The organism is Stenotrophomonas sp. 01N47 (assembly GCF_056399165.1).
On record NZ_JBFTQU010000005.1, the window covers coordinates 565,296 to 579,971 of the forward strand.

The following is a 14,676-nucleotide window of genomic DNA, read 5'->3' on the forward strand; positions in this document are numbered from 1 at the left end:
CATGACCGGGACGCCAGACGTCTTTCCGCCCGCCACGCCGGGCGGTACCCCGCTCGTTGCCCTGCCCTCTGGTCCGCGCAAGCCCGACCAGGTGAAAGGCAAGCTGTACATCAAGACCCACGGTTGCCAGATGAACGAGTACGACTCGGCCAAGATGGCCGACGTGCTCGCCGCCAGCGATGGCCTGGAACTGACCGATCGCCCGGAAGACGCCGACGTCATCCTGGTCAACACCTGCTCGATCCGCGAAAAGGCGCAGGAGAAGGTGTTCAGCCAGCTGGGCATCTGGAAGAGCCTGAAGAACCAGGGCCGCGAGGTCATCATCGGCGTTGGCGGTTGCGTGGCGTCGCAGGAAGGCGAGGCGATCATCAAGCGTGCGCCGTTCGTCGACCTGGTGTTCGGCCCGCAGACACTGCATCGCCTGCCGGAACTGATCCGCGCCCGTCGCGAGCAGCAGCGCCCGCAGGTGGACATCAGCTTCCCGGAAATCGAGAAGTTCGATCGCATGCCCGAACCGCGTGCTGATGGCGCATCGGCATTCGTGTCGATCATGGAGGGCTGCTCCAAGTACTGTTCGTTCTGCGTGGTGCCCTACACGCGTGGCACCGAAGTCAGCCGCCCGTTCGAAGACGTGGTGGTGGAAGTGGCACAACTTGCGGCACAGGGCGTGCGCGAGATCAATCTGCTCGGCCAGAACGTCAACGCCTACCGTGGCCCCTATGGTGATGGCGAGCTCGCCGACCTGGGCCTGCTGATCCGCACCATCGCCGAGATCGACGGCATCGGTCGCATCCGCTTCACCACCTCGCACCCGCTGGAGTTCAGCGATTCGTTGATCGACGCGTTCCGCGATGTACCGCAGTTGGCCAACTTCCTGCACCTGCCGGTGCAGGCTGGCAGCGACCGCGTGCTGTCGGCGATGAAACGCGGTTACACCGCTCTGGAATTCAAATCGAAGATCCGCAAGCTGCGTGCGGTGCGCCCGGACATCTCGATCAGTTCGGACTTCATCGTCGGTTTCCCCGGCGAGACGGATGCTGATTTCGAGAAGACCATGAAGCTGATCGAGGATATCGGCTTCGACCACAGCTTCTCCTTCATCTATTCGCGTCGCCCGGGCACGCCGGCTGCAGACCTGGAAGACACGATCAGCGACGCGGAAAAGCATGCGCGCCTGTCGCGGCTGCAGGAACGAATCAACGCGCATGCCGCGCAGATCTCCGAAAAGATGGTCGGCAGCGTACAGACCGTGCTGGTGGAAGGCCCTTCGCGCAAGAACCCGAACGAACTGACCGGCAAGACCGAGAACATGCGTTCGGTGAACTTCCCGGCGCACCCGCGCCTGATCGGCCAGTTCGTGGACGTGGTGATCACGGAAGCGATGACCAACTCGCTGCGCGGGCGCGTCGTGACGGAATAGGGTGTGCCGACCAACGGTCGGCACCCACCGAGGAATTGAGGTGTGCCGACCAGCGGTCGGCACCTACCGGGGTGGATGCCGACCGTTGGTCGGCGTGCTTCAATCCAGGCGTTTGCGGAAGCGCAGGATGGCCAGGGTCATCATCGCCACGATGAACACCAGCAGCGCCAGCGCGTCCGGCCACAGCTCCCACAGCGAAGCCCCGCGCAGCATGATGCCGCGTACCAGGCGCAGGAAATGGGTCAGCGGCAATACTTCAGCCAGCCACTGCACCGGCCGGGGCATGCCAGCGAACGGGAACATGAAGCCCGACAGCAGGATGGAGGGCAGGAACAGGAACAGGGTCATCTGCATGGCCTGGAACTGCGAACGCGCCCGGGTTGAAATCAACAGGCCCAGCGCCAGGTTGGCCAGCACCAGCAGCACGGCGGCCAGATAGACATCCAGCAGGCTGCCGCGGATCGGGACCTCGAACAACCACGTGCCCAGCAGCAGCACCAGGGTGGTCTGCAGCAGACCGATCGCTGCGTATGGCAGTACCTTGCCGACCATCAGTTCGCTGCGCGATACCGGCGTGGCGATCAGCAGCTCCATGTTGCCGCGTTCGCGCTCGCGTACCACCGCCACTGCAGTGAACATCACCAGGGTCATGGTCAGGATCACTCCGATCAGGCCGGGCACGATGTTCACCGCTGACCGTCGTTGCGGGTTATAGAAGCTGATGACACTCACCGGCCCGCTGGCGATGCTGCCTTCGCGTAGCGGCCGCGTGTTGCTGGTCGGCCGCGTGTCCAGCGGCACCTGCGCCAACTGGATCGCCGCACTCTGCACCACCGTGTCGCTGCCATCGACCAGTACCTGCACCGCTTCGCGGCCTTCGTAGCGGCGTCGTTCGAAATCGGCGGGAATCACGATACCCACGCTGATCCGGCCCCGTCGCAACGCCTCCATCAGCTGGTCGGGCGTATAGGCCTGTGCGCGCGGGGCAATCACACCGGTGGCGACCATGTCCTGCACCAGCGCGCGAGAAGCCGCACTGTTGGCCTGGTCGGCGATGCCGGCATCCAGGTGCCGCAGGTTGAGGTTGATCGCATAGCCGAACAGCAGCAGCTGCATCACCGGGATGCCGATGATCATCGCCAGGGTGATCCGGTCGCGGCGCAGCTGGCGCAGCTCCTTGAGCATGATCGCCCACAGCCGTCGCAGGCTCATGCCGCCGGCTCCCGGCCGCGGCCACGGGTAGCGGAAACGAAGACGTCTTCCAGGTTGGGCGCCACCGGTTCGATGCTGGCCTGCGGATCGGCGGTGGCAAGGGCCTGCGCCAGCACGGCGGTATCGGCCGCGCCCTCGCTGCACAGCACACGCAGCTCGGTGCCGATCTGCGCCACGCTGAGCACGCCCGGCAGCGCCGCCAGCGCGCGGCTGGCCTGCCGGGGTTGCGCGGTGGTGACGGCCAGGGTGCGACCCTGCAGCTGCGCGCACAGTTCGGCCGGCGTGCCATCGGCTACCAGGGCACCGCGATCAAGGATCGCCAGCCGGTGGCAGCGTTCGGCCTCGTCCATGTAGTGGGTGGACACCAGCACCGTGGTGCCGGCATCGGCGAGTTCGAACAGCGCCTCCCAGAAATCGCGACGCGACTCGGGATCGACCGCACTGGTCGGCTCATCCAGGAACAGCAGTTCCGGCGCATGGATCACCGCACCGGCCAGCGCCAGCCGCTGCTTCTGCCCACCACTGAGGGTGCCGGCCAACTGCACCTGGCGGTCCTGCAGGCGATACTGCAGCAGCAGCGCATCGACCCGTTGCCGCGCCTGCGCGCGTGGCAGATCCTGGATGGCGGCAAGGAATTCCAGGTTCTCCCGCACTGACAGATCTTCGTACAACGAAAAGCGCTGGGTCATGTAGCCGATGCGGCGGCGCAACGCTTCGGCCTGCGCCGGGATCGCCAGGCCCAGCACGTCGATCTCGCCCGCGCTCGGCTCAAGCAGCCCGCACAGCATGCGGATGGTGGTCGACTTGCCCGAGCCGTTGGGGCCGAGGAAGCCGTATACCTGCCCACGCGGCACCTGCAGATCGACGTTGTCCACCGCCAGCAGGTCGCCGAAACGGCGGCTCAGGCCCTGCGCGCGCACGGCGATGCCATCGACCGGATTCAGAAACGCACCTGCACCGGCAGCCCGGCAGGCAGCGCCTGCATGTCGGCACTGTCGTCGATCTCGATCTCGGCCAGGTAGCTCAGCCGCGAGACGTCATCACCGGTCAACGCGTAATAGGGGGTAAAGGAGGGTTCACTGCGGATCGACCGCACATGCCCTTTCAATACGGTATTCGCGCCGTCCAGCTGCACCTGCACCGCCTGCCCTACTTTCACCTGCAGGCGCAATGGCTGCGGCAGGTACACACGCGCATACGGCCGTTCGCCCACCAGCATCACCACCAACGGCGCACCGATCGGTGCCTGGTCGCCTTGCCTGTAGGGCAACGCATCAACCACGCCATCGCGTGGCGCGCGCAGCTGCAGTTTCTGCAGGTTGACGGCCTGCACGACCTCCTGTGCCTGTGTCGCCCTGGAGGTAGCCTGGCCCTGGGCGATGTCCTCACGACGGTTGCCGCGCTGCAGCTCCAGCCACACCTGTTCGGCAGCGCGCACGCTGGCCACGGCGTTGTCGGCGGCCGCTCGCGCCCGGTCGAGGTCGGCGGCCGCAACCAGCCGCTGGCGGGCCAGCGGTTGCACCCGGCGGTAGTACGCGGTGGCTTCCGCCGCCTGCGCGCGCAGCGCGGTGAGCTGTGCCTGCGCCTGGGCGATCTGCTCCGGACGCGGTCCCACCTGCAGTTCCTCGAGCTGTGCCTGCGCGCGGGCCGTTTCGGCCTGTGCGGCGTCGAGCTGGGCTGCGCCACGGACAGGGTCCAGGCGCATCAGCAGCGCGCCCGCCTTGACCGCCTGCCCCTCGCGCACGTCAACGGTACTGATCACTTCAGCCGCCGGTGCGGGCACGCTGATCCGGTCCCATTCAAGCGTACCCAGTGCTGCTGGTGGTGCTTCGCCGCACCCCGCCAGCAGGCAGCTGCCCAGCAACCCCATCCTGCGCACCCACGTGCCCACGGCCATGCGCCACCTCCTGCGATGGCGCCACGGTGCCATGCTCCCTGTGCACCCGCAATGATCCAGATCAGCGCTGGCCAATAATTGATCAGCCGCTGCCAACGCCACTGCCGCAAGGCTCGCTGCCACCTATCCACAGGTTCGTGGCAACACCGTCCACACCGCATGTGGAAAACCCTGCAGGCACTGGCACAATTTTCACCACGGCATCATCTTCCTTGTGGCACAAGCCCTGCGAAGGTCTATCCACAGGTTTCTTCGGCGCCGGTCCACACCCGGTGTGGAGAACTGTCGTCATGCCGACTTGCGCGTTACCCTTGTCGTCCCTGACTCCATCGCGGTGGACGGCGACCCCGCCCCACCCCAAGCAATGAAAAGCATCGAGCATCGAGACTTCACCCTGTCGCCGGAAGACAACGCGCAGCTGGCCAACCTGTGCGGCCCGTTCGACGGCCACCTTCGCCAGATCGAACTGAAGCTTGGCGTGGAAATCGCCAACCGCGGCTTCGTGTTCCGCATCAGCGGCCCGGCCGAGGCCAGCGCCGAGGCGCAGAAACTGATCGAGGCGCTGTACGAAGAAGCCGCCGAGACCACCTTCGACAACCACGCCATTCACCTGCGGCTGAACGCGGCCAACATCGAACAGATCGCCGACCGCTCCTACGAAGCGCAGGACGTGGCGATCAAGGTCAAGCGCGGAACCGTGCGCGGCCGGGGTTCCAACCAGAGCCGCTACCTGCACCAGATCGTCAGCCACGACATCAACTTCGGCATCGGCCCGGCCGGTACCGGCAAGACATTCCTGGCCGTGGCCAGCGCGGTGGAAGCACTGAACGAATCGCGCGTACAGCGCCTGATCCTGGTGCGTCCGGCGGTCGAGGCCGGCGAGAAGCTGGGCTTCCTGCCCGGCGACCTGAGCCAGAAGGTCGACCCGTACCTGCGCCCACTGTACGACGCCCTGTATGAAATGCTGGGCGTGGAAAAGGTGCTCAAGCTGCTGGAAAAGAACGTCATCGAGATCGCGCCGCTGGCCTACATGCGCGGCCGCACGCTCAACGATGCGTTCGTGATCCTGGACGAAGCGCAGAACACCACCATCGAACAGATGAAGATGTTCCTGACCCGCCTGGGCTTCGGTTCCACCGCCGTGGTCACCGGCGACCTGACCCAGACCGACCTGCCCAAGCATGTGAAGTCCGGTCTGCGCGATGCGATCGACGTGCTGCGCGACGTGGAGGGCGTCAGCTTCACCTTCTTCGAAGCCCGCGACGTGGTCCGCCACCCGCTGGTGGCGCGGATCGTCAGTGCCTACGACCGCCGCGACCTGCATGAGATCCAACCTGGAGCGACTCCATGACCCGTGGTCCCGTACGACTGGATGTCGCCGTCAGCTACGCCCTGCCCCGCGCCGGGCTGCCCTCTGCCGTCAGCTTCCGCAAGTGGGTGGCGGCTGCGCTGAAGGGCCGGATCCGCGAGGCCGACCTGGCCATCCGCGTGGTCGACAGCAAGGAAGGCCAGTCGTTGAACCGGCACTACCGGGGCAAGGACTACGCCACCAACGTGCTGAGCTTCCCGGCCGACGTGCCGGAGGGCCTGCCCAAGGGCGTCAAGTTCCCGCTGCTGGGCGACCTGGTGATCTGCGCACCGGTGGTGGCGCGTGAAGCCGACGAGCAGGGCAAAGTGCTCAACGCCCACTACGCGCACCTGACCGTACACGGCGTGCTGCACCTGCTCGGCTGGGACCACGAGGACGACAAGGAAGCCGAGGCGATGGAACAGCTGGAGCGCGAAATCCTGGCCGAGCTCGGCATCGACGACCCGTACGCGGGCGAGCGCTGAAACCTGGCCAGCCCCTGCGTGATCGAGCCCATGCTCGGGCGCAGTGGGCCATGCGCCCCGCAGAACCGACCAGAATGCAGCCGAGCATGGGCTCGGCTCTACCACGGAACCTCGCCTGTGCTGCTGCGTACTGCCCTGCCCCTGCTGCTCGTTGCCTCCACCGCTTCCGCCGCGCCGGACCTGCCTGCCCTGATCGAATGCCGCCAGGGCGTGGCCGAGCACGCCGCGCTGGCACCGCTGCTGGCCGATCCGCTGAAGGCCGTGGCCCACGGCCTGCAGCCGCTGCCGCAGGGCAACCAGTTCATGAGCGAGTACCGGCTGGCCAGCCCGATCACCGTGTTCGGCCAGCAGGCCGAGCGTGTGGCCGTGGCCGGCGCCAGCGTCATGGCCGTACTCGACCAGGCCGACCCGCGGCCGTTGGCCAAGCAGCTGGCCCTGGAGATCGGCTACGACCAGGACGGCAAGTTCATGGCCGGGCGCGAGCTGGTCAGCCGCGATGTGACCGACCCGAAGACCGGGGAGGCGCAGATCGAGTCGATCATCCTCAGCGTATCCACCGTCGCCAGCCACCCCGGAAGGACCCTGGCCGGCTGCACCTACAGCCTGGACCTGCCGGCCGAGGACGAGGGCCCGGCCGCCACCGCCCCGGCGGCCGACGGTCACTGACAGGCCCCCACATCCTGCTAGACTTGGGTCATCGCCCGGCCTGCCGGGTGCCTTTTTTCCAGAGATGTCAGAAGACGACAGTAGTAGCTCCTTCGTGGAGCACAGTGAAAAGAAGCGCGGCTGGCTTGAACGCCTGACGTCTGCTTTTTCCGGCGAACCCCACACCCGCGACGAGCTGGTCGCTGTCCTGCACACCGCGCAGGAAGAAGGGTTGATCGCCGCCGATACCCTGAAGATGATGGAAGGTGCCATTTCGGTGGCCGAGCTGACCGTGGGCGACGTGATGATCTCGCGTTCGCAGATGGTCTCGCTGCCGGTCGAGGCGCCCTTCCTGGAGCTGATGAAGCAGGTGGTCGAGTCCGGCCATTCGCGCTTCCCGGTGCATGGCGAAAACAAGGACGACATCCTTGGCGTGTTGCTGGCCAAGGACCTGCTGCGTGGCGTGGTTGCCGACAACGGTCCGGGCAACGTGCGTGAACTGCTGCGCCCGGCGGTGCTGATTCCGGAAGCGAAGAAGCTCAACGTACTGCTGAAGGAATTCCGCCTGTCGCGCAACCACATGGCGATCGTGGTGGACGAGTACGGCGGTGTCGCCGGCCTGGTCACCATCGAGGACGTGCTGGAGCAGATCGTCGGCGAGATCGACGACGAGCATGACGAGGCCGAGGATTTCTCCGCGCAGATCGCCATCCAGGCTGATGGCCAGTACGTGGTGGATGCACTGACGCCGATCGGCGATTTCAACGAGCGCTTCGGTGCCACCTTCTCCGATGAGGACTACGACACCATCGGTGGCCTGGTAACCGAAGCGGTGGGCCATCTGCCGGAAGTCGGTGACGAACTGGCGCTGGACCGCTTCATGTTCCGCGTAGCCCGCGCCGATGCGCGCCGGGTCCAGGCATTCCATGTAACGGTGCTGGCACCGGACGCGCAGGACGACGCTTGAAGCACCGTGGCCTGATCCTGACCCTGTGGCTGGCGTTGTGCCTGCTGGCCACGGCCCTGCCCCTGGCTGCGTTCGCGCAGGCGGCGGCGCCGACCGTTTCGACGGCCAGCGATGCCCCTGCCCCGCGCGTCGGTGTGGTCACCATGCAGCCCGGCACCGTGTTCTTCGAACGCTTCGGCCACGATGCCATCGTCGTGCTGGACCCAGTGAGCGGCGAGGCGATCTCGTACAACTTCGGCTACTTCGATCCGTCCGAACAGGATTTCATCGGCCGCTTCGTGCGTGGCGACATGATGTATTACCTGGTGGCGCTGCCGCTGCAGCAGGACCTGTCGTACTACGACGAGACCGGCCGCGGTGCCAGCGTGCAGTGGCTGGATATCACGCCTGACCAGGCGCGCTCGCTGGCCGCCGACCTGGCCGAACGGGCCAAGCCGGAAAACGCGCGCTACCACTACGATTACTACACCGCCAACTGCGCGACGATGGTGCGCGACACGCTGGACAAGGCACTGGGCGGCGGGCTGCATTCACAGCTGTCGGGCCGTTCGCGTGGCAACACCTATCGCAGCGAGTCGGTGCGCCTGGCGTCGCCGGCCCCGTGGATGTGGCTGGGCTTCGATATCGGCCTGGGTCCGTTTGCCGACCAGCCGCTGTCGCGCTGGCAGGAAGCCTTCGTGCCGATGCGCCTGGCCGATGCCCTGCGGCAAGCCCGCAACAGCGACGGCCGCCCGCTGGTGCAGTCCGAGCAGGAACTGCTGCCGCACCGCATCGATCCCGAACCCAAGGAGTTCGCGCGCCGCTGGTGGCCGTGGCTGCTGTGTGGCCTGGTGATTGCGGTGGGCGTGCTGGCGCTGCGCAGGCGTACGCGCCTGCTGGCCGGCCTGGCCTTGCCGCTGTGGCTGCTGTGCACGATCGCCGGTGGCCTGCTGGTGTTCCTGTGGGGTTTCAGCACGCACTACGCTGCCTGGGCCAACCGCAACCTGCTGCTGCTGTCGCCGCTGTGCGTACTGCTGTTGCCGGGGGCGATCAGCCTGCTGCGACGGCGCGTGCCTGGCCGCATGTTCAGGATCGTCCTGTGGCTGGTGGCGGTGCAGGCCGTGGCTGCCCTGGTGCTGCACTGGCTGAGCCTGCAGGCGCAGTACAACGTGCAGTGGATCGTACTGCTGCTGCCGGTCCACGCGGCGCTGGCCTGGGTGCTGGGGCGCCGTCCTCACTTGTCGGAAACGCAGCACTGACGCACGATGGCGGGCATGTCATTGCCCGCCTCACTGCCCGCCCCTGCTGCTGCCGCCTCCGCCGCAGCCAATCCCACCTGCGTCATCAACTGCGTCCACTACGATGACGACGGCAAACGCCACGACATCAGTCTGGATGCCATCAGCGATGTCATCGCCAGCAACAATGGTTTCGTCTGGGTCGGCCTGTACGATCCGAACGAAGATGTACTGCTGAAGCTGCAGGAAGAATTCTGCCTGCACGACCTGGCCGTCGAAGATGCGCGCAACGCGCACCAGCGCCCCAAGGTGGAGGCCTACGGCAACTCGTTGTTCGTGGTGGTGACCACCGCGCAGATGGTTGACGAGCGCATCCAGTACGGCGAGACCCACGCCTTCCTCGGCCCACGGTTCCTGGTGACCGTTCGCCATGGCGCCTCGCTCTCGTACGCACCGGTGCGTGCGCGCGTGGAGCGCGAACCACAGCTGCTGAAGATGGGCCCGTCGTACTGCCTGTACGCCGTGGCCGACTTCGTGGTCGACAATTACCTGCCCATCACCAACCGCTTCCGCGACACCCTGGAACTGCTGGAGAAGGACATCTTCGCCGACAGCTACAAACGCAGCACGGTGGTGCGCCTGTACGAGCTCAAGCGCGAGTTGAACAAGATGCGGATGGCGGTGGCGCCACTGCAGGATGTACTGGCACAGCTGCGCCGCTACCAGGGCGAGCTGTTCCCGGACGAAGTGAAGCTGTATATCCGCGACGTGCACGACCATGCGGTACGCATCAGCGATGTCATCGACACGCTGCGCGAGATGCTGGGCACGGCCCTGAGCGTGAACCTGTCACTGGTGACGCTGGCCCAGGGTGAGACAGTGAAGCGGCTGGGTGCCTGGGCCGCGCTGCTGGCCGCACCGACGCTGATCACCAGCTGGTATGGCATGAATTTTAGCCACATGCCGGAATTGAACCAGCCATGGGCCTACCCGCTGATGATCGTCGCTGTCGGTGGCATCTGCGTTGGCCTGTACCGGCTGTTCAAGCGGGTGAAGTGGTTGTAGGTAGTGCCGGCCGCTGGCCGGCAACCTCATGATGCATCCAGAGAGGATCGAGTCGTAGATGGTCTTGATGTTCATGAACTCATGGATGCCGTGGTCGGCCAGTTCACGGCCGAAACCTGATTCCTTGCTGCCGCCGAACGGCAACCGTGCATCGCTCTTGACGATGGCGTTGACGAAGGCCGCGCCGCATTCCATGCGCTGGGCGAAGGACTCGCCACGCACCGGGTCGCGCGTCCACACGCTGCCGCCGAGGCCGAAGCGGGTGTCGTTGGCCACGCGCAGTGCCTCGGCTTCATCCTTGACCCGGATGACCGCAGCGACCGGCCCGAACAGTTCTTCGTCATAGGCCGGCATGCCCGGCCCCACCTGGTCGAGCACGCTGGCCGGGTAGCCCGCATGCGAACCGGCGATCGGTTCGCCGCCGATCAGCACCCGCGCGCCTTTGGCGACGCTGGCCTGCACCTGCTTGTGCAGTTCGTCGCGCAGGTCGGCACGGGCCATCGGTGCCAGCGTGGTGCCGCGCTCGTTCGGGTCGCCGTACTGACGCTCGCCTGCAGCTTCGACGAAGCGCCGGGTGAATTCATCGGCCACCGCTTCAACCACAATGAAGCGCTTGGCGGCAATGCAGGTCTGGCCACTGTTGTCGAAGCGCGACTTCACCGCGGCGGCAACCGCCTTGTCCAGGTCGGCATCATCGAGCACCACGAAGGCGTCGCTGCCGCCCAGCTCCATCACCGACTTCTTCAACTGGCTGCCAGCGTTGGACGCGATGGAGCGCCCTGCCCTCTCGCTGCCGGTCAGGGTGACTGCCTTCACCCGTGCATCGCGCAGTACGTCGGCAGCCTGGTCGTTGTCGATGTGCAGCACGTCGAACACACCGTCCGGCAGGCCACCATCGCGGCACACCGCCAGGATCAGGTCGGCGCACTGCGGCACGTTGCTGGCATGCTTGAGCAGCGCCACGTTGCCGGCCATGAATGCCGGGGCCAGGAAGCGGAACACCTGCCAGATCGGGAAATTCCACGGCATGACCGCGAAAACGCAGCCGATTGGTTCATAGCGCACGTAGCTGCGCTGGGCCTCGGTATCGATCAGCTGCGGCTTCAGATAGTCGGCGGCATGGTCGGCATAGAACTCACAGGTGGTCGCGCACTTCTCCACTTCGGCCAGGGCCTCGGCCTTCAGCTTGCCCATCTCGCTGGTCATGGCCTGCTGCAGGTCATCGCGGCGCGCACGCAGCTGGCCGGCAATCTGCTTGAGGATCGCCCCACGATCCTGCAGCGAGCGCTCGGCCCAGCGTGGGAACGCCTCGGCTGCGGCCTGCAGGCGCTGCTCGATGGCGGCGGCATCCATCAGCTCATGGCGGTAGGTCACCTGGCCGGTGGCCGGGTTGATGATCTCGACGGTCATGGGGGGTCTCCATCAGGTAGACCCCCATTGTGCGCCGGCCGCCGTGAGCCGGATGTTGCCGGCTCAGCCGTTGTCCTGGCGTGCCAGCTGCAGGTCGCGCTGGCGTCGCTTCTCCGCACGCGCATTGATGTACCAGCCGATCAACGCAGCAATGGACACTGCCGATACCAGCAGCGTGGCGAGCGCATTGATCTTCGGGCTGATGCCCATGCGTACCGAGGCGAACACCTTCATCGGCAGCGTGGTCGAGCCCGGCGTGGCAACAAAGCTGGCCACCACCACGTCATCCAGCGACAGGGTGAACGCCAGCAGCCAACCGGCCACCAGCGCCGGGGCGATGATCGGCAGGGTGATGCGGGTGAACACGGTCAGCCGGCTCGCGCCGAGATCCATCGCCGCTTCTTCCAGCGACAGGTCCATCTCCTGCAGGCGCGAGGACACCACCACGGTGACGAAGCACAGGGTGAAGGTGACGTGGGCGATCCAGATGGTGGCCAGGCCACGCGCCGGGAAGCCCGGAATCGCGCCCATCGAGGCCAGCAGCGCCATCAGCGAGAAGCCGAGGATCACGTCCGGCATCACCAGCGGCGCGGTCACCAGCGCACCGAAGAACGGCTTGCCGCGGAAACGCTTGAAGCGGGTCATCACCATTGCCGCCAGCGTGCCGAGCACTGTGGCGGTACAGGCGGTCCAGAACGCGACCACCAGGCTGGTCCACATCGCATCCATCAGCGCCCGGTCGGCAAACAGGTCGCTGTAGGCACGGGTGGAGAACCCGGCCCAGACCATGGCCAACCGTGAGCTGTTGAACGAATAGAACATCAACAGCAGGATCGGCAGGTACAGGAAAGCGAAGCCGAGCAGCAGCACGCCCAGGCCCAGGCCCTTGGCAGAACGCGGGCTCATGCCTGCTTCCCTTCCAGCAACCGCTGCTGGGATCGGTTGAACAGCAGGATCGGCACCAGCAGCAACAGGATCATCGCCGCCGCCATCGCCGAGGCGCCCGGCCAGTTGCGGTTGTTGAAGAACTCGTTCCACAGCTGGCGACCGACCATCAGGGTTTCCGAGCCACCCAGCATTTCCGGGATCACGAATTCGCCGATCGCCGGAATCATCACCAGCATGCAGCCGGCGATGATGCCCGCCTTCGACAGCGGCAGGGTGATGCGCAGGAATGCCTGCCACGGCTTGGCGCCGAGGTCGTAGGCTGCTTCCAGCAGACGGTGGTCATGCTTGACCAGGTTGGCGTACAGCGGCAGCACCATGAACGGCAGATAGCAGTACACGATGCCGATGTAGGCCGCGGTCGGGGTGTCGATCAGCTGCAGTTTCGGCAGGCCCATCGAGGTCATCAGCGACTGCAGGCTGGTGTACTGCAGGAACTGGTCGAGCAGGCCGTTGCGGTCCAGGATCGCTTTCCACGCGTAGACGCGGATCAGGAACGAGGTCCAGGACGGCAGCACCACCAGCATCATCGCCACGTTGCGCGCGGCCGGCGACAGGCGGGCGATGGCATAGGCCATCGGATAGCCGATCAGCAGGGTGAGGAAGGTCGAGATCGCGGCGATCTTGATCGAGCTCAGGAACGCCTGCGCATAGATCGAATCACGGAACAGCGCCAGGTAGTTCTCGAGGTTGAGCTTGAGCGAGAGCCCGCCATCGACGTACTGCAGCAGCCAGGTGTACGGGGGCGAGCCGACCCGGCTGTGCGAGAAACTGATCATCAGCACGATCAGGAACGGCACGGCGAAGAACAGCAGCAGCCACAGGTACGGAATGCCGATCACCGTGGCACGCAGCCCCGGCAGCCAGCGCTTCAGGCCGGCGGCGCTCATGAGGTCAGCACCACGCCGTCGTTGTCGCGCCAGTGCACCCACACCTCGTCACCCCAGGTCAGGCCATCGCTGGCCCAGCGCTGCGAGTTGGCGAAGTTGGCCAGCACCTTGGCGCCGCTGGGCAGGCGCACGTGGTAGACCGAATGGCTGCCGAAGTAGGCAATGTCCTCGATCACGCCCTGCGCCTTGTTGGTGTGCCCTTCCGGCTCATCCTTGCCGATCATCACCTTCTCCGGGCGCAGCGCGAACGCGACCGGCTGCCCTTCATAGCAGGTGATGCCGTGGGCGATGTAGACCGGCGCCGGGAACAGCGGCGAACGCACGGTCACGTATTCGGGCAGGTCCTCGTCGATCACCCCGTCGAACAGGTTGACCGAGCCGATGAACTCGGCGACGAAGCGGTTGGCCGGCTGCTCGTAGACCTCGTCCGGCTTGCCGACCTGTTGGATCCAGCCGGCGTCCATCACCGCGATGCGGGTGGCCATGGTCATCGCCTCTTCCTGGTCGTGGGTGACCATCACGCAGGTCACGCCCGACGACTCGATGATGCTGACCAGCTCCAGCTGCATCTGCGAGCGCAGCTTCTTGTCCAGCGCGCCCATCGGTTCGTCCAGCAGCAGCAGCTTGGGCCCCTTGGCCAGCGACCGCGCGAGCGCTACGCGCTGCTGCTGGCCGCCCGACAGCTGGTGCGGCTTGCGCTTGCCAAGATGTCCCATCTGCACCAGGTCGAGCATCTCGCCCACGCGCTTGGCGATGGTCTCGCGGGCGAGTCCGTCCTGCTTCAGGCCGAAGGCGATGTTCTGCTCCACGGTCATGTGCGGGAACAGCGCATAGGACTGGAACATCATGTTGACCGGCCGCTGGTACGGCGGCAGCGCATCCATCCGCTGGCCATCGACGGTGATGCTGCCCTTGGTGGGTGTCTCGAAGCCGCCCAGGCAGCGCAGCAGGGTCGACTTGCCGCTGCCAGAGCCACCGAGCAGCGCGAATATCTCGCCCTTGCGGACGTCCAGGTTGACGTCGTCGACGGCGACGAAGCCATCGAATTCCTTGCGCAGATCACGAATGGAGAGATAGCCGGGCACACCGGTCGCTTCGACGACGGCGGCTTCCGGCTGGGCTTCAACGGGCATGGGGGCTCCGGGAGCGGGCGGTGGACAGCGGCCGCCATTCTA

At 66.0% G+C, this 14,676-nt stretch carries 13 protein-coding genes and 1 pseudogene; 7 read left to right on the forward strand and 7 right to left on the reverse strand.

Annotation, left to right across the window (positions count from 1 at the left end; all coding sequences use genetic code 11):
• Position 1 precedes the first annotated feature (1 nt).
• A complete protein-coding gene (gene miaB, locus AC1DKR_RS12500; RefSeq protein WP_223494703.1) occupies positions 2 to 1,420 on the forward strand; it encodes a tRNA (N6-isopentenyl adenosine(37)-C2)-methylthiotransferase MiaB in 1,419 nt (472 codons plus the stop codon).
• A 99-nt stretch (positions 1,421 to 1,519) separates the two neighbouring features.
• Here the strand turns inward: miaB and AC1DKR_RS12505 are convergent, their stop codons facing one another.
• From AC1DKR_RS12505 to AC1DKR_RS12515, 3 genes are read right to left on the reverse strand one after another with little or no spacing between them, the layout of a single operon-like run.
• Positions 1,520 to 2,632: an ABC transporter permease gene (locus AC1DKR_RS12505; protein ID WP_080149299.1), complete on the reverse strand. Its 1,113-nt coding sequence runs from the start codon at positions 2,630 to 2,632 to the stop codon at positions 1,520 to 1,522.
• Positions 2,629 to 3,552: an ABC transporter ATP-binding protein gene (locus AC1DKR_RS12510; RefSeq protein WP_442243723.1), complete on the reverse strand. Its 924-nt coding sequence runs from the start codon at positions 3,550 to 3,552 to the stop codon at positions 2,629 to 2,631. Before AC1DKR_RS12510 ends, AC1DKR_RS12505 begins: the two co-directional genes overlap by 4 nt.
• A gap of 20 nt (positions 3,553 to 3,572) precedes the next feature.
• Positions 3,573 to 4,529: an HlyD family secretion protein gene (locus AC1DKR_RS12515; protein ID WP_394195737.1), complete on the reverse strand. Its 957-nt coding sequence runs from the start codon at positions 4,527 to 4,529 to the stop codon at positions 3,573 to 3,575.
• Positions 4,530 to 4,893: 364 nt separating this feature from the next.
• On the opposite strand from AC1DKR_RS12515, the gene AC1DKR_RS12520 reads away from it, so the two are divergent.
• From AC1DKR_RS12520 to AC1DKR_RS12545, 6 genes are all read left to right on the forward strand, one after another.
• A complete protein-coding gene (locus AC1DKR_RS12520; RefSeq protein ID WP_025875300.1) occupies positions 4,894 to 5,880 on the forward strand; it encodes a PhoH family protein in 987 nt (328 codons plus the stop codon).
• Positions 5,877 to 6,362 carry an rRNA maturation RNase YbeY gene (gene ybeY, locus AC1DKR_RS12525; RefSeq protein WP_100464485.1) on the forward strand — a complete coding sequence of 162 codons (486 nt, stop codon included), beginning with the start codon at positions 5,877 to 5,879 and terminating at the stop codon, positions 6,360 to 6,362. Before AC1DKR_RS12520 ends, ybeY begins: the two co-directional genes overlap by 4 nt.
• A gap of 117 nt (positions 6,363 to 6,479) precedes the next feature.
• Complete coding sequence (locus AC1DKR_RS12530) at positions 6,480 to 7,028, forward strand: hypothetical protein (protein WP_442243725.1); 549 nt, start codon at positions 6,480 to 6,482, stop codon at positions 7,026 to 7,028.
• A gap of 64 nt (positions 7,029 to 7,092) precedes the next feature.
• On the forward strand, positions 7,093 to 7,974 hold the full coding sequence (locus AC1DKR_RS12535) for an HlyC/CorC family transporter (RefSeq protein WP_032975685.1): 882 nt from the start codon (positions 7,093 to 7,095) through the stop codon (positions 7,972 to 7,974).
• A complete protein-coding gene (locus AC1DKR_RS12540) occupies positions 7,971 to 9,212 on the forward strand; it encodes a lipoprotein N-acyltransferase Lnb domain-containing protein (protein ID WP_312109026.1) in 1,242 nt (413 codons plus the stop codon). The genes AC1DKR_RS12535 and AC1DKR_RS12540 overlap by 4 nt, the downstream gene beginning before the upstream one ends.
• A 15-nt stretch (positions 9,213 to 9,227) precedes the next feature.
• The gene (locus AC1DKR_RS12545; RefSeq protein WP_051562385.1) at positions 9,228 to 10,256 is read left to right on the forward strand and encodes a magnesium and cobalt transport protein CorA; all 1,029 of its coding nucleotides are present in this window, start codon (positions 9,228 to 9,230) and stop codon (positions 10,254 to 10,256) included.
• Positions 10,257 to 10,310: 54 nt separating this feature from the next.
• Here AC1DKR_RS12545 and AC1DKR_RS12550 read toward each other — a convergent pair.
• The 4 genes and pseudogenes from AC1DKR_RS12550 to AC1DKR_RS12565 form a co-directional block, all read right to left on the reverse strand.
• Positions 10,311 to 11,666: pseudogene (locus AC1DKR_RS12550) on the reverse strand (NAD-dependent succinate-semialdehyde dehydrogenase); the annotation flags it as partial.
• Between the two features lie 63 nt (positions 11,667 to 11,729).
• Positions 11,730 to 12,572 carry an ABC transporter permease subunit gene (locus AC1DKR_RS12555; protein WP_478033103.1) on the reverse strand — a complete coding sequence of 281 codons (843 nt, stop codon included), beginning with the start codon at positions 12,570 to 12,572 and terminating at the stop codon, positions 11,730 to 11,732.
• Entirely contained in the window at positions 12,569 to 13,501 is a 933-nt protein-coding gene (locus AC1DKR_RS12560; protein ID WP_478033105.1) for an ABC transporter permease subunit, read from the reverse strand. Before AC1DKR_RS12560 ends, AC1DKR_RS12555 begins: the two co-directional genes overlap by 4 nt.
• Positions 13,498 to 14,634 carry an ABC transporter ATP-binding protein gene (locus AC1DKR_RS12565; protein ID WP_033830749.1) on the reverse strand — a complete coding sequence of 379 codons (1,137 nt, stop codon included), beginning with the start codon at positions 14,632 to 14,634 and terminating at the stop codon, positions 13,498 to 13,500. The genes AC1DKR_RS12560 and AC1DKR_RS12565 overlap by 4 nt, the downstream gene beginning before the upstream one ends.
• Between the last annotated feature and the right edge of the window lie 42 nt (positions 14,635 to 14,676).